This is a genomic window from Klebsiella sp. KP20-425-1, from assembly GCF_025813515.1.
In the GTDB taxonomy this organism is placed as follows: domain Bacteria; phylum Pseudomonadota; class Gammaproteobacteria; order Enterobacterales; family Enterobacteriaceae; genus Klebsiella; species Klebsiella pneumoniae.
Map to the genome: position 1 here is coordinate 13,158 of NZ_CP109614.1, position 21,735 is coordinate 34,892.

A 21,735-nucleotide genomic window follows, 5' to 3' on the forward strand; every position below is an offset into this window, starting at 1 on the left:
GGATGCGAAAATTTGCCGCCTTTCCCCAGCACGAATTATTTAGCGCATCGCAACATAGTTATTAATAAAAAACAAAAACACCCTCTGTAAATTACCGGGCATGGTGAGCGGCTTCGCTATGCCCAAAATCTGGAGACAGATTGCGATGGATATTTCAGTTACCGCTGTAAAAACCGGGCGTCGCCGTTATTTGACGCTAATCATGATCTTTATTACCGTGGTTATTTGTTATGTTGACCGCGCCAACCTCGCCGTCGCCTCGGCGCATATTCAGGAGGAGTTTGGTATTAGCAAAGCGGAAATGGGCTACGTATTTTCCGCCTTTGCCTGGCTGTATACCCTCTGCCAGATACCGGGCGGTTGGTTCCTTGACCGCGTGGGATCCCGGCTTACCTACTTTATCGCCATCTTTGGCTGGTCTGTAGCCACGTTGCTACAAGGCTTCGCCACCGGATTAATGTCGCTTATCGGTTTACGCGCTATTACCGGCATCTTCGAAGCGCCAGCCTTCCCGACCAACAACCGCATGGTGACCAGCTGGTTCCCGGAGCAGGAGCGCGCTTCCGCTGTCGGGTTTTATACCTCCGGGCAATTTGTTGGTCTGGCTTTCTTAACGCCGCTGCTGATTTGGATCCAGGAGCTATTGAGCTGGCACTGGGTGTTTATTGTTACCGGCGGTATCGGCATTATCTGGTCGCTGATCTGGTTTAAGGTTTATCAACCGCCGCGTCTGACCAAAAGCATCAGTAAAGCCGAACTCGACTATATCCGCGACGGCGGCGGCCTGGTGGATGGCGATGCGCCGGTGAAGAAAGAGGCGCGTCAACCGTTATCGAAAGCGGACTGGAAGCTGGTTTTTCACCGCAAGCTGGTTGGCGTTTACCTTGGACAGTTCGCGGTAACCTCGACGCTGTGGTTCTTCCTGACCTGGTTTCCGAACTACTTAACCCAGGAAAAAGGCATCACCGCGCTGAAGGCCGGCTTTATGACCACGGTGCCCTTCCTCGCCGCGTTTTTTGGCGTCCTGCTGTCTGGTTGGCTGGCGGATAAGCTGGTGAAAAAAGGCTACTCGCTGGGCGTGGCGCGCAAAACGCCGATCATCTGTGGACTGTTGATCTCCACCTGCATCATGGGGGCAAACTACACCAACGACCCCATCTGGATCATGGCGCTGATGGCGCTGGCGTTCTTCGGTAACGGTTTTGCGTCTATCACCTGGTCGCTGGTCTCCTCCCTGGCGCCGATGCGCCTGATCGGCCTGACCGGCGGGGTGTTTAACTTTGTTGGCGGCCTGGGCGGCATCACCGTCCCGCTGGTGATTGGCTATCTGGCGCAGGATTACGGCTTTGGCCCGGCGCTGGTTTATATCTCCGTGGTGGCGTTAATAGGCGCGCTGTCTTATATCCTGCTGGTCGGCGATGTGAAACGTGTAGGCTAATTTTTTGCGATACGCTACCCTGATGCGTAAGTCTCGCATCAGGGTATCGTCATGAAACAAGTCACTTTTGCTCCCCGTCATCACCAGCTTACCAATATTAATACCTGGACTCCCGACAGCCAGTGGCTGGTATTCGACGTTCGTCCGTCCGGCGCATCGTTTACCGGCGAAACCATTGAGCGAGTGAACGTAAACAGCGGTACTGTGGAGACCATTTATCGTGCCACGCAGGGCGCGCACGTGGGCGTGGTAACCGTGCATCCAACCCAGGAGCGCTATGTGTTTATTCATGGCCCCGAGCGGCCGGATGCGCAGTGGCAGTATGATTTTCATCATCGCCGCGGGGTGGTGGCCTTTCAGGGGGCTGTCGAGAATCTGGACGCCATGGACATTACCCCCCCCTACACGCCCGGCGCGCTGCGCGGCGGCAGCCACGTCCATGTCTATAGCCCCAACGGTCAGTTTGTCAGTTTTACCTACAACGATCACTTGCTGCACGAGCGCGATCCGGCGCTGGATCTGCGCAACGTCGGCGTGGCGGCGCCCTATGGACCGGTGACGCCGCAGGGACAGCATCCGCGCGAATATGGCGGCAGCCACTGGTGCGTGCTGGTAAGCCGCACGACGCCGGCACCCGCGCCGGGCAGCGATGAGATTAATCGCGCCTATGAGGAGGGCTGGGTCGGGAACCATACTCTGGCGTTTATTGGCGATACGCTGGCGGAAAATGGCGATAAAGTGCCTGAGCTGTTTATTGTCGATCTGCCGCAGGATGAAGCCGGCTGGAAGCAGCCTGGCGGGGCGCCGCTGGCCGGTACCGCAACCACAATGCCGGCGCCGCCGGCGGGCGTCAGCCAGCGTCGTTTGACCTTCACCCACCATCGCCGCTACCCGGGACTGGTGAACGTCCCGCGCCACTGGGTGCGCGCCAATCCCCAGGCGACGGCGATAGCCTTTCTGATGCGCGACGACGCCGGCGTAGTGCAGCTGTGGCTTATTTCCCCGCAGGGGGGCGAGCCGCGGCAGTTGACGCATCACGCGTCGGGTATCCAGTCGGCGTTTAACTGGCATCCGTCGGGAGAGTGGCTGGGTTTTGCGCTGGAGGATCGGATTGCCTGCTGCCATGCCGGTACGGGAGATATCACCTTTTTAACCGATACGCATGCGCATGCGCCCTCGGCGGACGCGATCGTCTTTTCGCCAGACGGTAAACAGATTGCCTGGATGGAGGAGGTGGACGGTTATCGTCAGCTGTGGGTTACGCAGACCGGACGATAACTTACTGGGCAGGCATCGGCGCTGGCGGGATCACCGAGTTGGTCGCCAGCGTAGCCTTCTCGCTCTTTTCGACCCGAGATTTGATGGAGCTGTCGGTGCGGAACATATCCCACGGCAGCAGCAGGGTATCCATGACGGCGGTGAACGGCATGTCCAGCGCCACCAGCGATTTCACACCCCAGTTGGTATCGCTGTCCCCCAGCGTTTGCGCACTGGATCGCGTGCCCGGATAGGTTCCCTCTTTGCCACCGGTATGTGACATTACGCTGGAGCAACCGCTCAGGCTTATTATCCCGCTGAACAGGACCAGCTTTAACAGTCGTCTGCTTTTCATTGTTCTTCCATTGTCGTTTCGGGCGTTGAGATAACCTTTCAGCGGTTATATCGGGCCATCCCGTGAATGCATAGTGTTATTGCGCCGCACTGTGGCGGGCATCGCACTTTGCTTTTTGTGCTCCTCCACCCAGTCTAAGCAATCATCGATAAACTGCAAAAAAAATTGCCCTCAATCCCTTGAAAAGCACGGGGAGAAACCCATTTTATAGGTGTAACCCACTGAGAATACGCCTGAGGGGTATTCCGGATTACCGCGGCCTGTCCACGATGGAAGGTCATTTGATTCTCGCTGATTTTCAGGAGCTATTTACTATGCGTAACTTCGATCTTTCCCCGCTATATCGTTCAGCCATTGGTTTCGACCGCCTGTTCAACCTGCTGGAAAACAATCAAAGCCAGAGCAACGGCGGCTACCCTCCGTATAACGTCGAGCTGGTAGACGAAAACCACTATCGCATCGCTATCGCGGTGGCTGGCTTTGCTGAAAGCGAGCTGGAGATCACTGCCCAGGACAATCTGCTGATCGTCAAAGGCGCCCACGCCGCCGAGCAGAAAGAGCGGACCTACCTGTATCAGGGGATCGCCGAGCGCAACTTCGAGCGCAAATTCCAGCTGGCGGAAAACATTCACGTCCGCGGCGCCAATCTGGTGAACGGCCTGCTGTATATCGATCTGGAACGGGTGATCCCGGAAGCGAACAAGCCGCGCCGCATCGAAATCAACTAATTGTCCGTTTCAGGCCGCGTGGCGGCCTGATGTAACAACCTGCTCGCCGTCAGGGAGCAGATGCGAATTTACAGAATTCGCAGGTATTCACTCGCTTCTTAGAAGGAGAAAACAGTATGCGTAACTACGATTTATCCCCCCTGCTGCGTCAATGGATCGGTTTTGACAAACTGGCCAGCGCCCTGCAAACCGCCGGTGAAAGCCAAAGCTTCCCGCCCTATAACATCGAAAAAAGCGACGATAACCACTACCGCATTACCCTTGCGCTGGCCGGTTTCCGTCAGGAAGATCTGGATATTCAACTGGAAGGCACCCGTCTGGTGGTGAAAGGCACGCCGCAGCAGGCGGAAAAAGAGACCACATGGCTGCACCAGGGGTTGGTGAGCCAGGCCTTCAGCCTGAGCTTCACCCTCGCCGACAACATGGAGGTCTCTGGCGCGACCTTCACCAATGGCCTGCTGCATATCGATCTGACCCGCAATGAGCCTGAGCAGATCGCCCCGCAGCGTATCGCCATCAGCGAACGACCAGCGTTAAATAGTTAATTAAGCGAATAACTTATAAGGCCCCGATTTTCGGGGCTTTTTTGTGTGCGAGAGCACAATAAACTTCCTTGCTGCAACGGGTGTTTCAGTTTAAAAAACAATCATACTTTGGGACTCACTCAAACAAGGATACGTTATGAACGAACAGCAGCCATTTGAAGCGATTAGAAAGAGCGATGAGGCGGGGCGGGAGTATTGGTCTGCCGCAACCTTGGTCCCCTGCTTGACTATAAAGAGTGGCGGAATTTTTATAAGGTCATTGCAAAAGCGATAATTTCATGTGAGGCGAGTGGTCATCCCTCGGCAGACCATTTTGTTGAAACCAACAAAATGGTCGAATTAGGTTCTGGCGCCAGCAGGAATCTTGAAGATTTCCACCTCTCACGCTACGCCTGCTATCTGGTAGTGCAAAATGGCGATCCGTCGAAACCGGTGATTGCTGCGGGGCAAACGTACTTTGCCTTGCAAACCCGGCGCCAGGAATTGCAAGATGATCAAATATTTAAGTCTCTACGAGAGGATGAAAAGCGACTGTTCCTGCGCAATGAGCTCAAAGAGCATAATAAACATCTGGTTGAAACGGCCCAACGTGCTGGTGTTGAGACGACTCTTGATTTTGCTGTCTTTCAAAACCATGGTTATAAAGGTCTCTATGGTGGTCTTGACCAAAAAGCAATCCATGAGCGTAAGGGCCTAAAGAAAAGCCAAAAAATACTCGACTATATGGGATCGACTGAGCCGCGGCCAACCTGTTTCGTGCTACCCAAACGGAAGAAAAACTACGTCGGGACGCGGTTGATTCGAAGCAACTCGCCAACAAAACGCATTATGACGTAGGGCAAAAAGTACGCCAGACTATTAAAGACCTGGGTGGCACTATGCCTGAAGCACTTCCTTCCCCGGAGAAAAGTATTCAGCAACTCACTATCGCAGCGAAAAATAAGAACGCGCCTGAGTAGCGTATCTTACTCCATGATTATTGTGCGCCAGGCGGCATACAATCCGCCTGGCCGCGGTCATAATCCCTGTTAATAATAATGTTATTCACAGGGACGGTACCATGAGTGAGATAGCATTGACGGTCAGCGTGCTGGCGCTGGTGGCGGTGGTTGGGTTGTGGATCGGCAATGTCAAAATCCGCGGCGTTGGCTTTGGTATTGGCGGCGTGTTATTTGGCGGCATTATCGTCGGCCACTTTGTCGATCAGGCGGGCGTCGCCCTCAGCAGCCCGATGCTGCATTTTATTCAGGAATTCGGCTTGATCCTGTTTGTCTACACCATCGGTATTCAGGTGGGGCCGGGCTTTTTCGCCTCGCTGCGGGTCTCTGGCCTGCGGCTCAATCTGTTCGCTATTCTTATCGTTATCCTCGGCGGCCTGGTGACCGCGGTGCTGCATAAACTGTTCAATATTCCTCTCCCGGTGGTGCTCGGTATCTTCTCCGGTGCGGTGACCAACACGCCAGCGCTGGGGGCCGGGCAGCAAATTCTGCGCGATCTCGGCGTACCGTTCGAGGTGGTCGATCAAATGGGGATGAGCTACGCGATGGCGTATCCGTTCGGCATCTGCGGCATTCTGCTGACCATGTGGCTGGTGCGTCTGTTCTTTCGCATCAATGTCGAGAAAGAGGCCCAGCGGTTTGAGGAGAGCAGCGGTAACGGCCACGCCCATTTACACACCATCAACGTGCGGGTGGAAAACCCCAACCTCAACCAGATGGCGATTCAGGATGTGCCGATGCTCAACAACGACAACATCGTCTGTTCGCGGCTGAAACGCGGTGAGCTGTTGATGGTGCCTGCGCCGGGCACCCTTATCCAGGCTGGCGACCTGCTGCACCTGGTGGGGCGACCTGAGGATTTGCACAATGCGCAGCTGGTGATAGGCCAGGAGGTGGCGACCTCGCTGTCGACGCGCGGCACCGATCTGAAAGTGGAGCGGGTGGTGGTCACTAACGAAAAAGTGCTGGGGAAGAAAATACGCGATCTGCACGTCAAACAGCGCTATGACGTAGTGATCTCCCGGCTTAACCGGGCAGGCGTCGAGCTGGTAGCCAGCAGCAGCGCCAGCCTGCAGTTTGGTGACATCCTCAACCTGGTCGGCCGTCCGGAGGCAATTGACGCCGTGGCCGCCGAACTGGGTAACGCTCAGCAGAAGCTGCAGCAGGTCCAGATGCTGCCGGTGTTTATCGGCATCGGACTCGGGGTACTGCTGGGATCTATCCCGTTGTTTATTCCCGGCTTCCCTGCAGCATTGAAGCTGGGACTGGCCGGTGGGCCGCTGATTATGGCGCTGATCCTTGGGCGTATCGGCAGTATCGGCAAGCTGTACTGGTTTATGCCGCCGAGCGCCAACCTGGCGCTGCGCGAGCTGGGGATAGTGCTGTTTCTGGCGGTGGTCGGGCTAAAATCGGGGGGTGACTTTGTCGCCACCCTGACCCAGGGCGATGGTCTGAGCTGGATCGCTTACGGTATTTTCATCACCGCCATCCCGCTGCTGACGGTGGGCGTCCTCGCGCGCATGCTGGCGAAAATGAACTATCTGACGCTGTGCGGCATGCTGGCCGGCTCCATGACCGACCCGCCGGCGCTGGCCTTCGCCAACAACCTGCACGCCACCAGCGGCGCAGCGGCGCTCTCGTATGCCACCGTCTATCCGCTGGTGATGTTCCTGCGCATTATCACCCCGCAGCTACTCGCCGTGCTGTTCTGGGGGCTAAGCTAGCGGGCTTTGCGCCTGGACGCGGCGCAGGTGATAGTCCACCTGATACTCGCTGGCGTTGCGGAACATGACCGAATAGTTAAGAAACTCGCCGCTGTCGCTGTAGGAAAGGGAGGTAATACGCAGCAGCGGCGTCTGCTCCGGGACGTTCATTGAGCGCGCCAGCTGCTTGTCCGCCAGCACCGGCGTCAGCGTTTCATAGTTCCCGCTGATGATGATCCCGCACTCTTTCTCAATATAATCAAATTTCGACCCTTCCAGATGACTCAGCGACAGGTTGCGGAACAGCTTCACCGGCATATAGCTATCCTCCAGCATCAGCGGCTTGCCGTCGACGTAGCGCACCCGCCGCGAGAAGTAGATCCGTTCATCAATTTTAATCCGCAGCAGACTGGCGATGGCCGGCGGGGCGGGCATCACCTCGAAGGCCAGCACCTGACTCACCACCTCTTTACCCTGCTTGCGCAGCACTTCCGCCAGGCCGGTCAGATTGCTGGTTTCATGATGGACGTCTTTACGCGCCACGTAAGTTCCCGAGCCGTGGCGACGCACAACCAATCCCCAGTCCACCAGCAGATCGATGGCTTTGCGAATAGTCATGCGCGCCACCCCGAACTCCTCGGCCAGTTTTTTCTCTCCTGGTAGCGGGCTGCCGATGGCGAAGTCGGCGGAATTCAGCCGCAGCCGCAGGCGGTCAGCAATGGATTTGTAGATCACCAGTAGTCCTCTTGTGCAGTAAAAGGGGATGTCGCTTTGTGCTCTTTTTTCTAAAAAAGTAGTTTAATTACAATCAATTAAGACACATTCATTAAGTTAATTTCGCTGCCTGACTTATCGATGTCTAACTTTTGTTATAGAAGTAGACAACTTTGGCCAAATTAAAACCATGAATGGGATCACGAATCGCAACGGCGCGGCATGTTGTCGGACGGGCAAATTTTTATTCTCCAGTCAGGCCGGTAATCAAGAAAAAGAAGGCCACTCACCCTACGAGTTGTTACATGAGGATTTCCCAATGCTCAGTCAAATACAACGCTTTGGCGGCGCCATGTTTACCCCGGTTTTATTGTTTCCTTTTGCCGGGATTGTGGTCGGTATCGCCATCATGCTGCGCAACCCGATGTTCGTCGGCGAAGCGCTGACCGCACCCGACAGCCTGTTTGCCCAGATCGTTCACATCATTGAGGAGGGCGGCTGGACCGTCTTTCGTAATATGCCGCTGATTTTCGCCGTCGGTCTGCCGATCGGCCTGGCGAAACAGGCCCAGGGCCGGGCCTGTCTGGCGGTGCTGGTGAGCTTTCTCACCTGGAACTATTTTATCAACGCCATGGGGATGACCTGGGGCCACTTCTTCGGCGTCGATTTTTCCGCTGAACCCACGGCCGGCAGCGGCCTGACGATGATTGCCGGGATCAAAACCCTCGACACCAGCATTATCGGCGCCATCGTCATCTCCGGTCTGGTGACGGCCCTGCACAATCGCTATTTCGATAAACCCCTGCCGGTATTCCTCGGCATCTTTCAGGGTTCATCGTTTGTGGTCATTGTCGCCTTCCTCGCGATGATCCCTTGCGCCTGGCTGACCCTGCTCGGCTGGCCAAAGGTCCAGCTGGGCATTGAATCGCTGCAGGCCTTTCTGCGCTCAGCCGGGGCGCTTGGGGTGTGGGTTTACATCTTCCTTGAGCGCATCCTGATCCCCACCGGCCTGCACCACTTCGTCTATGGCCCGTTCATCTTTGGCCCGGCGGTGGTGGAGGGCGGACTGCAGGTCTACTGGGCAGAGCATCTGCAGGCGTTCAGTCAGAGTACGGAACCGCTGAAGACGCTGTTCCCGGAGGGCGGCTTTGCCCTGCACGGTAACTCGAAAGTGTTTGGTTCGGTGGGGATTGCGCTGGCGCTCTACTTCACTGCCGCGCCGGAAAACCGCGTCAAGGTCGCCGGTCTGCTGATCCCCGCCACCCTGACCGCGATGCTGGTCGGGATCACCGAGCCGCTGGAGTTCACCTTCCTCTTCATCTCGCCGCTGCTGTTCGCCGTTCACGCGGTGCTGGCGGCGACCATGGCGACGGTGATGTACATCTGCGGCGTGGTGGGCAACTTCGGCGGCGGCCTGCTCGATCAATTCTTGCCGCAAAACTGGATCCCAATGTTCCATCACCACGCTTCGATGATGTTCATTCAGATAGGCATCGGCCTCTGTTTCACCGCCCTCTACTTCGTAGTCTTCCGCACCCTGATCCTGCGTCTGAACCTGAAGACGCCTGGCCGGGAAGAGAGCGAAATCAAGCTCTACAGCAAGGCCGATTACCAGGCGGCACGAGGTAAAACCACGGCCGCCGCCGCGCCAGAGACCCGGCTGGGTCAGGCCGCTGGCTTCCTGCAGGCCCTCGGCGGCGCCGACAACATTGAAAGCATCAACAACTGCGCCACCCGACTGCGCATCGCGCTGGTCGATATGGCGAAAACGCAAAGTGACGACGTCTTTAAAGCGCTGGGCGCCCACGGGGTAGTACGCCGCGGCAACGGGATTCAGGTCATCGTCGGCCTGCACGTTCCCCAGGTGCGCGACCAGCTGGAAAACCTGATGAAAGATTCTCTTTCGACCGAACATACCACCATGACGGAGGCAGTATCATGAAAAAATTCTCAGTTGTTATCGCAGGCGGCGGCAGCACCTTCACCCCGGGCATTGTCCTGATGCTGCTGGCAAACCAGGATCGTTTTCCGCTGCGGTCGCTGAAATTTTACGACAACGACGGCGCGCGCCAGGAGACCATCGCCGAGGCGTGCAAAGTGATCCTCAAAGAGCAGGCGCCGGAGATTGAATTCAGCTATACCACCGATCCGCAGGCGGCGTTTACCGATGTTGATTTTGTCATGGCGCATATCCGCGTCGGGAAATATCCGATGCGTGAACAAGATGAGAAAATCCCGCTACGCCACGGCGTGCTGGGCCAGGAGACCTGCGGACCGGGCGGGATCGCCTACGGTATGCGCTCTATCGGCGGCGTGCTGGAGCTGGTGGATTATATGGAAAAATATTCGCCGAACGCCTGGATGCTTAACTACTCCAACCCGGCGGCGATTGTGGCGGAAGCCACTCGTCGTCTGCGGCCGAACGCCAAAATCCTCAACATCTGCGATATGCCGATCGGCATTGAAGGGCGGATGGCGCAGATTGTCGGCCTCAAAGACCGTAAACAGATGCGCGTGCGCTACTACGGCCTCAACCATTTCGGCTGGTGGACCTCGATTGAGGACCTCGACGGCAATGATTTGATGCCGAAACTGCGCGAATATGTGGCGAAATACGGCTATGTGCCGCCCTCGAACGATCCGCACACCGAGGCCAGCTGGAACGACACCTTTGCCAAAGCGAAAGATGTGCAGGCGCTGGATCCGCAGACCATGCCGAATACCTACCTGAAATATTATCTGTTCCCGGACTATGTGGTAGCCCACTCCAACCCGGAACGCACCCGCGCCAATGAGGTGATGGATCATCGGGAGAAAAACGTCTTCAGCGCCTGCCGGGCGATCATCGCCGCCGGGAAATCCACCGCCGGCGATCTGGAGATTGACGAGCATGCCTCCTATATCGTCGATCTGGCGACGGCTATCGCCTTTAACACGCAGGAAAGGATGCTGCTGATTGTGCCGAACAATGGCGCGATCCATAACTTTGACGCCGACGCGATGGTGGAGATCCCTTGTCTGGTAGGCCACAACGGACCGGAGCCGCTGACGGTCGGCGACATCCCGCATTTCCAGAAAGGGCTGATGAGCCAGCAGGTGGCAGTGGAAAAACTGGTGGTCGATGCCTGGGAACAGCGCTCTTACCACAAGCTGTGGCAGGCGATTACCCTGTCGAAAACCGTGCCGAGCGCCTCGGTGGCGAAAGCGATCCTCGACGACCTCATTGCCGCCAACAAAGATTACTGGCCTGAGCTGCATTAATCCCCGTTGTAATACCGGCGCCCTGCGGGGCGCCGGTTCTTCTCCCCGGTTCCTGATTTACGCTATGCTGAAGCCTGCAGCGCGATGAACAAGGAACTGTAATGAAAATCTCCCGCCTCGGCGAAGCGCCGGATTACCGCTTTTCGCTGGCTAACGAACGCACCTTTCTGGCATGGATCCGCACGGCGCTCGGTTTTCTCGCCGCCGGCGTCGGCCTTGACCAGTTAGCGCCGGACTTTGCCACGCCGCTGATCCGTGAAATTCTCGCCCTGCTGCTGTGTCTCTTTGCCGGCGGCATGGCCATCTATGGCTATCTGCGCTGGCTGAATAACGAGAAGGCGATGCGTCTCAAGCAGGACCTTCCCTATACCCGCACGCTGCTGGTGATTAGCATTCTGCTGCTGGCGGTGGTGGCCGCGGTGATGCTGCTGGTGGTGTATGGCGGATAAACGCCGGGCGCGGCGGGAAAGCGATCCCGGTCTTCAGCCAGAGCGCACCTCGCTGGCCTGGTTTCGCACCCTGTTGGGCTACGGCGCGCTGATGGCGCTGGCGATTAAGCACAGCTGGCACCGCGCCGGCCTGCCGTTCTGGCTGTCGATCGGCGTGCTGGCGATTGTGGCGGTGATCCTCTGGGGCTATACCCGCCGTCGTCATCTGATGGACGTCGACGATAGCGATTTTTTACAGCCGCGGGCGGTTCGTGACAAATTTTTGATCGCACTCGCAGTACTTTCTCTGGCATTCCTGTTTGCTGTTACTCACCTTCAACCGATCGTTTTATTCATTAGGGATATGTCATGACAGGATGTCCGGCGAATTTGCCTCTCACTCATGCCCCCGGCCAGCAACATGACACTCCCTTTCAGGCTGTCGTGGTGGAGGCGCATCATTGCCATCAACCGCAGGCGTTCTATGCGCAGCTTCGTCAACAGGGGCTCACCGCTATCCATTTTATTCCGCAGCTGGCGGCCGGCGACGCCGCGCTTTGGGGAGAGTTTCTCTGCGCAGTCTTTCACCGCTGGGTGCGGGAAGATATTGGGCGCATCAATATTTTACTGTTTAGCGAGACGCTGAGCGCCTGGTGCGGCGAGACGCTGACCCAGCCAGGCGCGCCGGCGGCCAACAGCACCTGCTACGGCTGCCCGTGGCTGCGCCTGTGCCGCTGTGGCGAACAGGAAGACCCGCTGTGCGCGGGTTACCGGCAGTTCTACGATTTTAGCGGGCCCTATATGCGAGTGATGCGGGACCTGCGGCGACAGCAGCGGCCGCCAGAGGCGCTGATGCCGCTGCTGCGCTAAAGATTAGCGCCCCTTCGCCAGGTACTGCGCCATTTCCTCTTCCGGCACCATGCCGCCGCCGGTGGCCCACACCAGGTGGGTGGCCTGCTGCAGCTGTTGCTCACTCAGCCCCTGCAGCTGATGGTACGCTTTGCTGGCGCAGACCCGCTGCGCTCCGGCCATCCCGGCCAGCGCGGAGGGTTCAAGGCGGATATTTTCCGCTGCCGCCAGCCAGCCCAGCATGTCATACATCGTCTGGTCGTCAAGGGTATAGAACCCGTCGAGCAGGCGCTCCATTGCCCGGCCAACGAACCCGGACGCCCTGCCGACCGCCAGACCGTCGGCCGCGGTCAGGTTATCAATGCCTAAATCCTGCACCGCTATCTGGTCGTGGAGCCCGGTATAGACGCCGAGCAGCATGCATGGCGAATGGGTCGGTTCGGCGAACAGGCAGTGAACGTGGTCGCCGAAGGCCAGCTTCAGGCCAAATGCCACGCCGCCGGGGCCGCCGCCGACGCCGCACGGCAGATAGACGAACAGCGGATGATCGGCATCGACCACGCGTCCTGCTTGCGCGAACTGCGCTTTCAGGCGCTCGCCGGCTACGGCATAGCCGAGGAACAGCGTGCGCGAGTTTTCATCATCGATAAAAAAGCAGTTCGGGTCGGATTCCGCTGCCTTGCGCCCCTGTTCGACCGCCACGCCATAGTCCTCTTCATACTCAACCACCGTTACGCCGTGGCTGCGCAGTTTGGCTTTTTTCCACGCCCTGGCATCGGCGGACATATGCACCGTGACTTGAAAACCAATGCGCGCGCTCATGATGCCGATCGACATCCCAAGGTTGCCGGTGGAGCCGACGGCGATGCTGAACTGGCTAAAGAACTGTTTAAACTCCGGCGTCAGCAATTTGCGATAATCGTCTGCGGTCGTCAGCAGCCCGGCTTCCAGCGCCAGCTTTTCCGCATGGGTCAGCACTTCATAAATCCCACCGCGCGCTTTGATTGAGCCGGAGATCGGCAGATGGCTGTCTTTTTTCAGCAGCAGTTCGCCGCTAATTGGCTGGCCGAATTTTTGCTCAAGGCTGCGTTTCATTGCCGGAATGGCAACCACTTCTGATTCGATAATCCCGCCGCTCGCGGCGGTTTCCGGGAAGGCTGCCGCCAGATAGGGCGCGAAGCGCTGAAGGCGGGCATGGGCGTCTTGCACATCGTCGGCGGTCAGACCGACGTAAGGCAACCCCTCCGCCAGGGTGGTGGTTGCCGGGTTAAACCAGGTGGTTTCTTTCAGGGCGATCAGATCCTGCACAAGCGGGAAGGTCGCGGTTAAGGTGGTCAGGTCAGCGTGTTTCATCATACGTCTCTTTGCGCTCAGATAATGAAAGAAAGCAGGAAGGTGGCGGCCAGTGCAAGTAGCGACGCGATAAATGTCGCTGTCGTGTAGTACTTGAACGTTTCACTGAGGCTGGCGCCGCAGTACTGTTTTACCAGCCAGAACAGGGAATCGGTGACGATCGTGCAGCCAATGGCGCCGGAACCGATGGCAATGGCGATGATCTCCGGGCTTACGCCGGGATAAAGCGGCAGCATCGGGGCAACGATGGCGGTAGCGCCCATCATCGCCACGGTGGCGGAGCCAACGGCGGCGTGCAGGATAAGCGCCACCAGCCAGGCCAGCAAAATCGGGTGCATATCAAGGTTCGACAGGATCACCGCGAGGCTATCGGCCAGGCCGCTGGATTTCAAAATCGCGTTGAATGCGCCGCCGGCGCCGATAATCAGCAGGATGTTGGCGATGGACCCAAAGCCGTTTTCGGTATGAGTCAGCAGAACGCCCATCCCCATTTGCCGACGGATGCCGAGCATGTAATAGGCGACAAAGACGGCGATAAACATCGCGGTGATGGGGTTGCCGATAAATTCCAGCACTGTATACAGCGTGCCGCCTTTCGCCATATTCAGTTCAGCGACGGTTTTCACCAGCATCAGGCCAATCGGTAACAGCACGGTAAACAGCGTGGCGCCGAGCGACGGCAGCGTCGATTCTTCGCGAACGTCGAGGTTGGAAAACTCGGCTGGCACTGGTTTAAACGGCAGGCGGTTGCCGAGCAGCCTGAGGAACAGCGGGCCGCCGACCAGCGAGGCGATCAGACCGACCAGCAGGCCATAGACGATAACCGTCCCGATGTCAGCCCCCAGTTTATTCGCCACGAACAGCGCGGCCGGATGCGGCGGTACCACGCAGTGCACCGCCATCAGCGCGGTACACAGCGGAATAGCCAGTTTCAGCAGCGAAGTATTGGTTTTTTTGGCGATGGAGAATGCCAGCGGGATCAGCAGCACCACCCCGACTTCGACAAACAGGGTAATGCCGCAGATCAGGCCGACCAGCACCATAATCACGTCCGCCGACAGCCAGCGGCAGCGCTGGAGCGTCAGGCCGATGCGCTCCGCCGCGCCGGAGACCTCCATCATCTTGCCGAGAATGGTGCCGAGACCGATCACCGCCGCCAGGAAGCCCAGCGTACCGCCGATCCCGCTCTCAATGGCGTTGACCATCTCCAGCGGGCCCATTCCCATCATCGCCCCGACGAAAAAGCTCGCCAGCAGCAGCGCCAGAAACGGATGAAACTTCAGTTTGACGATGGTTAATACAATTAACACGATGCTAATCAGCAATGTGCTCACAACCCAAATTTGCGATTCCATACCCCACCTCGCCGTAAGTAACGTGTGGTTATTGAACAGAAACTCGGCATGGGCTGACAAACGATATAAATGACCTTTCAGATGAGCCAAATTGAATCAAAAAGGTGATTTAGCTCTAAAAGTGACCTCTAAATATGCTATGGGTCAAATTAACTCATCCTTTAGCGGAAGTTCCGGCATTATTTTTTTATCATCCAGACTCCCTATTATCGCCAGGAGCGCATAATGGATGTGCTAAAAACCTTAGGTACCCGGTTGCTGAACGGCTGGCAACTCTCCAGGCTGTCGACGTTTGAGGTGGCGGCGCGGCACGAGTCGTTCGCCCTTGCCGCCGACGAGCTGGCGCTCACCCCAAGCGCCGTCAGTCACCGGATTAATCAGCTGGAAGAGGAGCTGGGGATCCAGCTCTTTGTCCGCTCGCACCGCAAAGTGGAGCTGACGCGTGAAGGGAAGCGCGTTTACTGGGCGCTGAAGGCGTCGCTGGATGGTCTCAATCAGGAGATTCTGGACATCAAAAACCAGGAGCTCTCCGGCAGTCTGACGGTCTACTCGCGGCCCTCTATCGCCCAGTGCTGGCTGGTGCCGGCGCTGGGGGATTTCAGTCGCCGCTACCCGGCCATCTCGCTGACCGTGCTGACCGGCAACGATAACGTCAACCTGCAGCGGGCGGGTATCGATCTGGCAATCTATTTTGATGACGCGCCGTCGTCGCAGCTAAGCCACCATTTTCTGATGGATGAGGCGATCGTGCCGGTATGTACGCCGTATTACGCCCGCCAGCTGCAGTTAACGTCAAATCCTGCCAGTCTGCGCCACTGTACGCTGCTTCACGATCGCCAGGCATGGAGCAATGATTCCGGCACCGATGAATGGTTCAGTTGGGCACAGCAATTTGGAATTGAACTGCCGCAATCGTCGGGCATTGGCTTCGATCGTTCTGATTTAGCGGTGATTGCGGCGATGAATCATGTCGGGGTAGCGATGGGGCGTAAACGGCTGGTGCAGAAGCGGTTAGAGAGCGGCGAGCTTATCGCGCCGTTCGGCGATATGACGCTGAAATGCCATCAGCATTATTACGTGACCACCCTGCCGGGCCGCCAGTGGCCGAAAATCGACGCCTTTATCGAGTGGCTGCATAGCCTGACCTGAAAAAGAGCCGGGCTATCCCTCGGAGTTGTTAGGGAGGCCGGGTAGGGCGTGCGCCGCCACCCGGCAAAATGACGGCACTGCGCTTGCGCGGGCCGGCAGACGACCAGTCCGGTAGCCCGGATAAGGCGTCAGCCGCCATCCGGGGAACGGCCGCCGCGCTTATACCGGCTGCTGATGGTGGGTAAAGCGCGAGGCCAGCGGCAGCCAGCACAGCAGAATCAACAGGCCCATCAGCATCATCAGCAGGCCGAGGCTGCCCTGACCGGTTTGCGGCATCATCGCCGACAGCCAGGCCAGCACGCCGGAGCCGATATTCTGCAAGCCGCCCACCAGCGCCCCGGCGGTTCCGGCGAGGAACGGGAACGGCTCCATCGCGCCGCTGGTGGCCAGCGGGAACAACATCCCGGCGCCGAAGAAGAACAGCGCCGCAGGCACCAGCAGGGTCCAGACGGTCATGATGCCCAGCAGCCCTGGGATCCACATCATCAGACCCGCCAGCAGGCAGCAGATCACCGACTGCCACATCAGGGTCGGGAAACGCTTGTTGGGGCGGCCGGCAAACCACGCCCCGAAGAACGCCGCCGGGATCGGCAGAATAAACAGAATACTCACCGCCATGCTGCTCAGGCCGAGCACCGCGCCCATCAGCACCCCGGAGCAGGCTTCGAATACCGCAATCCCCGCCAGGCCGCCGATCAGCATCAGCAGATAGCAGTTAAAGGCGCCGGTGCCGAACAGCGTTTTGTAGCTGGCCAGAAGTTTGGTGCGCGGCGCCCCTTCCGGGCGCGTTTCCGGCATCCACTTCGCCATGCTGAAGGTCACCCCGGCGCACAGGACCAGCAGGAAAGCGTAGCAGGCGCGCCAGCTCCACAGGGTGTCGAGGATGCCGCCGAGCAGCGGGGCAATCAGCGGGCTGACCAGAATACCCATATTTAACAGGCTATTGGCATGACGCAGCTGAGCGCCTTCGTACAGGTCGCGGGGCAGGGTGCGCGCCATCACGCCGCCGACCCCGGTGCCCATCCCCTGCATGGCGCTGGCGGCGATCAGCACCGGCAGGCTATGGGTGGTAATAGCTACCAGCGTCGCCAGCATAAAAATCGACATCCCGACGAGGATCACCGGGCGGCGACCGACGCGGTCAGAGAGCGGGCCGTAGAATAGCTGTGAAATACCGTAGGTCAGCAGGTAGGCCGCCATCACGCTTTGTACCGCCCCTTCGCGGACGTTCAGCGCGACCGCCATGTCGGCGATGGCCGGAATATAAATGGTCTGCGCCATCTGGCCGACGGCCACCAGCAGTACCAGCATCAACAACAAATTGAAGTTCTTATGCCGTTTCATGTCGATGAATACTTTGTGAGTAAAGAGAAATGAAGAATATGTGACTACCACATCCCGTAAACGATGGAGGAATCTACCATATTAAAATGACAGAACAACTGCAAAGTGCCGATTGTTGAGGGAATTCCAGGCAGATTATGTAAACAGGAACGGCAACTAATGTTGCCATCTCAGGCTACGCCAGGCGCAGGAGGATCGCCCCGGCGGCAATCCCGCAGGCGGCCACGATGCGCAGCGGCATCAGTTGCTCTTTCAGGACGATAAAGGCGATCAGCGCGCCGAAGAGAATGGAGGTTTCACGCAGCGCGGCGACCACCGCCAGCGGGGCCTGGGTCATCGCCCATAGCGCCAGGCCGTAGGAGCCCATGGTGCCGATCCCGCCGAGGATGCCTTTTTTCCAGTGCTGACGTAAATAACGACTGGCCTCACGCCGTCGCGCCACCATCGCCCAGCACAGCAGGCAGAAGCCGTTCATAAAAAAGGTCCACAGGGTGTAGCCCAGCGCCGAGCCCGCCAGCCGGACGCCGGTGCCGTCCACCAGCGTATAACCGGCGATAAAGCAGGCGTTGATCAGCGCCAGCACGATGCCTTTGCGCGAGCTGGCGCGGCCGTTAAAGGCCATCGCCAGAATCGCCAGGCAGATGACGCCGATGCCCAGCCAGGCCAGCGGCGACAGACGATCGCCGAGGAACAGCACGCTTATCGCTGCCACCAGCAGCGGCGCAGTGCCGCGCATCAGCGGATAGGTCTGGCTCATATCCGATACCTGGTAGGTCTTCGCCACCAGCACCGTATACACCACCTGTAACGCGCACGACGCCAGCAGATAGGGGGCGCTGACCAGCGCGGGCTGCGGGGCAAAGGGGAGCATCACCAGGGCGATCAGCGCGGCCGAGCCGCTGACGCCGATCGCCGCGTACATTTTATCGCCGCTGGCTTTGACGATAGCGTTCCAGCTGGCGTGCAGCAGGGCGGCGAACAGCAAAATGCAGAATACGGTGAGGGTCATCGCAGACAGGTTCAACAGTGAAGGTCACCGGAATGTAACACGCGCCCGCGCTGCCTGCCAGCGGGGGGTTAAAGCGAACAAAACAGGCGATGCGTCACCCGCGGTTCATCGTACACCGGGCGGAAACCAAGCCTTTCATAAAAGGGCCAGGCCTGCGCCGGGGCATGGGTGTTGAGAAAGTCGAACCAGGCGCTGGAGTGGGTGATAACCGAGACCAGCAGCTGCTGGCCGATGCCCCGGCGACGGTAGCGTTCGCTGATGTAGAGGTGGCGAATGCGCCCGGCCCGCGGCTGCGGACTGAAGGGATCGCTATTGATGCCGCATACCCCTACCAGCTGGTGGTTGACGAAGGCGCCCAGCAGCGTTTCGCCCGGCGCGTTAAAGCGGTTTTTGCCGCTCTGCCAGTTTTCCGCCAGGCGGCGCAGCATATTGAAATGCTGTTCAAGGCTTTCAATTCGTAGCGCCGCGAACCCCGGGGCATCCGGCGTCGTGGCGGCAATTAACAGGGGTGGCATAGCTTCCTCCATCAAGTCATCCCGGGACGCCCGGCGGGCGCCTGCAGGGGGGCGGTTTCCCGCCCCCCTCAGGTGCGACTTGAACCTGAATCAGCGGAACTGTTTCAGGACTGCATCAAGTAGTTGCAACACAGCAACCATGAGTTTCAGGATCAAAATAATAATATCCATTCCGCCCATACGCGCGTCTCCTGTGGTTAAGGAGCACAATAAGCTGACGTACCTTTCCGCTGCCCGTTGCCAGCTTATCCCTGCCTGTCGCCGGCGGCGTCTGCCCTGGCCGATAGTTCGTCCTTTCCATGAACGGCTTCCCGGCCCGCCGCCTGCAACGACAGGGGTGCGCAGCGCTGAACCACGCGTTGCCGCGCGGGCCAGTGACTGCACGTTGTTGACGTAACACAGTGTGCTCTCTCGGGGTTAAGGCACTGACGGCACCACCCGTTTCAGCCAGGACTTCGTTGCGCCGGTCAAACTTGCGGCCCCCGAATGGCACAAAGTGAACACACCCAGTATAGATAAATACTGTATGGATGAACAGTATTTTTTGGACAAATCCGCCCCTCTCATCCATACTCTATGACAGAGAAAAACCGACCTTAAATTGCGCGAACTGCAGCGATCGCGTATACTTTTGGCGTTGACGTAATACAGTGTGCTTGCGGCTACCACCTGTAACCATGCTGATAAAAACCTCGCTCCGGCGGGGTTTTTTGTTTTCTGCCCTTTTGCGCCGAACTGTGATCTTTCGCGCAAATTTTCGTGGATGAAAATAAATCCATTGTGAAAACGTAAAACCTGTGTTTGTATAAATTCAGCTTATTTTTCGACACAACAGGTCCCTAATGAACGCAACCCTGATCGCTTCGACCCTACTAAAAACCGCGCCAGCCGCGGTGGTCGTCGTGTCTGTGGTGGTCGTCGTCGGCAATGCGCCGTAGGGTCCGGAACAACACGAATTCCAAACCCCGCCGGCGCAAACCGAGCGGGGTTTTTTGTTGGCGAGCCCCCCGGTAAAGTCGGCCCAGAAGAAAAGGACTGGAGCATGGCAAGTTCGGGCACCACATCAAACACAATGCGCTTTACCGGCGCGCAGCTGGTTGTTCATTTACTGGAGCGCCAGGGTATCACTATGGTCAGCGGCATTCCGGGCGGCTCCATCCTGCCTATCTACGATGCCTTAAGCCAGAGCACGCAGATCCGCCACATCCTGGCGCGCCATGAGCAGGGCGCGGGCTTTATCGCCCAGGGGATGGCGCGTACCGAAGGCAAGCCGGCGGTCTGTATGGCCTGCAGCGGCCCGGGGGCGACGAACCTGGTGACGGCGATCGCCGATGCCCGCCTGGATTCGATTCCGCTGGTCTGCATCACCGGCCAGGTACCGGCCTCGATGATCGGTACCGACGCCTTCCAGGAAGTGGACACCTACGGCATCTCTATCCCCATCACCAAACATAACTATCTGGTGCGCGACATTGCCGAGCTGCCGCAAGTGATCAGCGACGCCTTCCGTATTGCCCAGTCCGGGCGTCCCGGGCCGGTGTGGATAGACATTCCTAAAGACGTACAGTCGGCGACCATTGAGCTGGAAGCGCTGCCTGAGCCTGGCGAGCGCGCCCCGGCACCGGCATTCGCGCCTGAAAGCGTGCGTGAAGCGGCGGCAATGATCAACGCGGCGAAACGCCCGGTACTGTATCTGGGCGGCGGGGTGATTAACGCGCCGCAGGCGATCCGTGAGCTGGCGGAAAAAGCCAACCTGCCGACCACCATGACCTTAATGGCGCTGGGCATGCTGCCGAAGGCGCACCCGCTGTCGCTGGGGATGCTGGGGATGCACGGCGCGCGCAGCACCAACTTCATTCTGCAGGAGGCGGATTTACTGATTGTTTTAGGCGCCCGTTTTGATGACCGGGCGATTGGCAAGACCGAGCAGTTCTGCCCGAACGCGAAGATTATCCACGTCGATATCGACCGCGCCGAACTGGGCAAAATCAAGCAACCGCACGTGGCGATTCAGGGCGATGTGGCGGAAGTCTTAGCCCAGCTGAACCCGCATATTGAGGCGCAGCCGCGCGAGGAATGGCGCCAGCTGGTGGCCGACTTGCAGCGCGAATTCCCCTGCGCCATCCCGCAGGAAAGCGACCCGCTCTCCCATTACGGCCTGATTAACGCCGTGGCCGCCTGCGTGGATGATGAAGCGATCATCACTACCGACGTTGGCCAGCACCAGATGTGGACGGCGCAGGCCTACCCGCTCAATCGTCCGCGCCAGTGGCTGACCTCCGGCGGCCTCGGCACCATGGGCTTCGGCCTGCCGGCAGCCATCGGCGCGGCGCTGGCGAATCCGCAGCGCAAGGTTATCTGCTTCTCCGGCGACGGCAGCCTGATGATGAATATTCAGGAGATGGCCACCGCCGCCGAAAATCAGCTGGATGTAAAAATTATCCTGCTGAACAACGAAGCGCTGGGGCTGGTGCATCAGCAGCAGAGCCTGTTCTATCAGCAGGGCGTTTTTGCCGCCACCTATCCGGGGATGATTAACTTTATGCAGATTGCCGCCGGTTTTGGCCTGCAAACCTGTGATTTAAATAATGAAGTCGATCCGCAGGCGGCGCTGCAGGCGATCATCGACCGTCCGGGGCCGGCGCTGATCCACGTGCGCATCGACGCACAGCAGAAAGTGTATCCGATGGTACCGCCGGGTGCGGCCAATACTGAAATGGTGGGGGAATAAGCC

Annotated in this window: 23 protein-coding genes, 1 pseudogene and 1 other annotated feature; of the genes and pseudogenes, 15 read left to right on the plus strand and 9 right to left on the minus strand. The window is 58.3% G+C overall.

What is annotated here, in order from left to right; all coding sequences use genetic code 11:
* The first annotated feature begins 100 nt into the window (after positions 1–100).
* Positions 101–1,438 (plus strand): MFS transporter, encoded by a 1,338-nt coding sequence (locus OHJ17_RS00060; protein ID WP_015875263.1) that lies wholly within the window; start codon positions 101–103, stop codon positions 1,436–1,438.
* 51 nt (positions 1,439–1,489) lie between these two features.
* Positions 1,490–2,716 carry a DUF3748 domain-containing protein gene (locus tag OHJ17_RS00065; RefSeq protein WP_032433707.1) on the plus strand — a complete coding sequence of 409 codons (1,227 nt, stop codon included), beginning with the start codon at positions 1,490–1,492 and terminating at the stop codon, positions 2,714–2,716.
* Between the two features lies 1 nt (position 2,717).
* On the opposite strand, the gene OHJ17_RS00070 is transcribed toward OHJ17_RS00065, so the two are convergent.
* The gene (locus OHJ17_RS00070; RefSeq protein ID WP_004151524.1) at positions 2,718–3,050 is read right to left on the minus strand and encodes a YceK/YidQ family lipoprotein; all 333 of its coding nucleotides are present in this window, start codon (positions 3,048–3,050) and stop codon (positions 2,718–2,720) included.
* 245 nt (positions 3,051–3,295) lie between these two features.
* Positions 3,296–3,371, plus strand: a sequence feature (ROSE (Repression Of Heat Shock gene Expression) occurs in the 5'-region of heat shock genes and acts as an RNA thermometer to modulate expression.).
* On the opposite strand from OHJ17_RS00070, the gene ibpA reads away from it, so the two are divergent.
* The 4 genes and pseudogenes from ibpA to OHJ17_RS00090 all read left to right on the plus strand — a co-directional run bounded on the left by ibpA (position 3,365) and on the right by OHJ17_RS00090 (position 7,045).
* Entirely contained in the window at positions 3,365–3,778 is a 414-nt protein-coding gene (ibpA, locus tag OHJ17_RS00075; protein WP_004151523.1) for a small heat shock chaperone IbpA, read from the plus strand. (Overlaps the previous feature by 7 nt.)
* Positions 3,779–3,894: 116 nt before the next feature.
* Positions 3,895–4,323, plus strand: a complete 429-nt coding sequence (gene ibpB, locus OHJ17_RS00080; RefSeq protein WP_004181593.1) for a small heat shock chaperone IbpB — start codon at positions 3,895–3,897, stop codon at positions 4,321–4,323.
* A gap of 136 nt (positions 4,324–4,459) precedes the next feature.
* A pseudogene (gene dinD, locus OHJ17_RS00085) lies at positions 4,460–5,282 on the plus strand (DNA damage-inducible protein D).
* A 101-nt stretch (positions 5,283–5,383) separates the two neighbouring features.
* Positions 5,384–7,045, plus strand: coding sequence for a putative transporter (locus OHJ17_RS00090; protein ID WP_015959172.1), 1,662 nt, complete (start codon positions 5,384–5,386; stop codon positions 7,043–7,045).
* Here the strand turns inward: OHJ17_RS00090 and OHJ17_RS00095 are convergent.
* On the minus strand, positions 7,037–7,759 hold the full coding sequence (locus OHJ17_RS00095; protein WP_004151520.1) for a GntR family transcriptional regulator: 723 nt from the start codon (positions 7,757–7,759) through the stop codon (positions 7,037–7,039). The genes OHJ17_RS00090 and OHJ17_RS00095 overlap by 9 nt on opposite strands.
* Positions 7,760–8,057: 298 nt before the next feature.
* Between OHJ17_RS00095 and OHJ17_RS00100 the strand changes: the two genes are divergently transcribed.
* From OHJ17_RS00100 to OHJ17_RS00120, 5 genes are all read left to right on the plus strand, one after another.
* Positions 8,058–9,680, plus strand: a complete 1,623-nt coding sequence (locus OHJ17_RS00100; protein WP_002923307.1) for an alpha-glucoside-specific PTS transporter subunit IIBC — start codon at positions 8,058–8,060, stop codon at positions 9,678–9,680.
* On the plus strand, positions 9,677–10,999 hold the full coding sequence (locus OHJ17_RS00105; protein ID WP_002923306.1) for a 6-phospho-alpha-glucosidase: 1,323 nt from the start codon (positions 9,677–9,679) through the stop codon (positions 10,997–10,999). The genes OHJ17_RS00100 and OHJ17_RS00105 overlap by 4 nt, the downstream gene beginning before the upstream one ends.
* 101 nt (positions 11,000–11,100) lie before the next feature.
* Positions 11,101–11,448, plus strand: a complete 348-nt coding sequence (locus tag OHJ17_RS00110; RefSeq protein WP_002923305.1) for a YidH family protein — start codon at positions 11,101–11,103, stop codon at positions 11,446–11,448.
* Positions 11,438–11,800 (plus strand): DUF202 domain-containing protein, encoded by a 363-nt coding sequence (locus OHJ17_RS00115; RefSeq protein ID WP_002923304.1) that lies wholly within the window; start codon positions 11,438–11,440, stop codon positions 11,798–11,800. The genes OHJ17_RS00110 and OHJ17_RS00115 overlap by 11 nt, the downstream gene beginning before the upstream one ends.
* Positions 11,801–11,874: 74 nt before the next feature.
* Entirely contained in the window at positions 11,875–12,297 is a 423-nt protein-coding gene (locus OHJ17_RS00120) for a radical SAM protein (protein WP_002923302.1), read from the plus strand.
* Between the two features lie 3 nt (positions 12,298–12,300).
* Here OHJ17_RS00120 and dsdA read toward each other — a convergent pair whose 3' ends face one another.
* Both dsdA and dsdX read right to left on the minus strand, forming a co-directional pair.
* Positions 12,301–13,629 (minus strand): D-serine ammonia-lyase, encoded by a 1,329-nt coding sequence (gene dsdA, locus OHJ17_RS00125; RefSeq protein WP_004173854.1) that lies wholly within the window; start codon positions 13,627–13,629, stop codon positions 12,301–12,303.
* A gap of 17 nt (positions 13,630–13,646) precedes the next feature.
* Positions 13,647–14,984: a D-serine transporter DsdX gene (gene dsdX / locus OHJ17_RS00130; protein WP_004173855.1), complete on the minus strand. Its 1,338-nt coding sequence runs from the start codon at positions 14,982–14,984 to the stop codon at positions 13,647–13,649.
* A 91-nt stretch (positions 14,985–15,075) separates the two neighbouring features.
* On the opposite strand from dsdX, the gene OHJ17_RS00135 reads away from it, so the two are divergent.
* Positions 15,076–15,210: a hypothetical protein gene (locus tag OHJ17_RS00135; RefSeq protein ID WP_004150275.1), complete on the plus strand. Its 135-nt coding sequence runs from the start codon at positions 15,076–15,078 to the stop codon at positions 15,208–15,210.
* The gene (dsdC, locus tag OHJ17_RS00140; RefSeq protein ID WP_004150274.1) at positions 15,210–16,133 is read left to right on the plus strand and encodes a DNA-binding transcriptional regulator DsdC; all 924 of its coding nucleotides are present in this window, start codon (positions 15,210–15,212) and stop codon (positions 16,131–16,133) included. Before OHJ17_RS00135 ends, dsdC begins: the two co-directional genes overlap by 1 nt.
* Positions 16,134–16,292: 159 nt before the next feature.
* Here the strand turns inward: dsdC and emrD are convergent, their stop codons facing one another.
* The 5 genes from emrD to OHJ17_RS00165 all read right to left on the minus strand — a co-directional run bounded on the left by emrD (position 16,293) and on the right by OHJ17_RS00165 (position 19,831).
* Positions 16,293–17,477, minus strand: a complete 1,185-nt coding sequence (gene emrD / locus OHJ17_RS00145; protein WP_004181587.1) for a multidrug efflux MFS transporter EmrD — start codon at positions 17,475–17,477, stop codon at positions 16,293–16,295.
* 175 nt (positions 17,478–17,652) lie between these two features.
* Positions 17,653–18,486, minus strand: coding sequence for a DMT family transporter (locus tag OHJ17_RS00150; RefSeq protein ID WP_002923296.1), 834 nt, complete (start codon positions 18,484–18,486; stop codon positions 17,653–17,655).
* A 68-nt stretch (positions 18,487–18,554) separates the two neighbouring features.
* Positions 18,555–19,001 (minus strand): GNAT family N-acetyltransferase, encoded by a 447-nt coding sequence (locus tag OHJ17_RS00155; RefSeq protein WP_002923294.1) that lies wholly within the window; start codon positions 18,999–19,001, stop codon positions 18,555–18,557.
* Positions 19,002–19,091: 90 nt separating this feature from the next.
* Entirely contained in the window at positions 19,092–19,211 is a 120-nt protein-coding gene (gene tisB / locus OHJ17_RS00160) for a type I toxin-antitoxin system toxin TisB (RefSeq protein WP_004145059.1), read from the minus strand.
* Positions 19,212–19,663: 452 nt separating this feature from the next.
* Positions 19,664–19,831 (minus strand): hypothetical protein, encoded by a 168-nt coding sequence (locus OHJ17_RS00165; RefSeq protein ID WP_014343455.1) that lies wholly within the window; start codon positions 19,829–19,831, stop codon positions 19,664–19,666.
* Positions 19,832–19,843: 12 nt separating this feature from the next.
* On the opposite strand from OHJ17_RS00165, the gene ivbL reads away from it, so the two are divergent.
* Positions 19,844–19,939, plus strand: coding sequence for an ilvB operon leader peptide IvbL (gene ivbL / locus OHJ17_RS00170; protein ID WP_002923286.1), 96 nt, complete (start codon positions 19,844–19,846; stop codon positions 19,937–19,939).
* A gap of 104 nt (positions 19,940–20,043) precedes the next feature.
* Positions 20,044–21,732 (plus strand): acetolactate synthase large subunit, encoded by a 1,689-nt coding sequence (gene ilvB, locus OHJ17_RS00175; RefSeq protein WP_004198592.1) that lies wholly within the window; start codon positions 20,044–20,046, stop codon positions 21,730–21,732.
* Positions 21,733–21,735: the final 3 nt, after the last annotated feature.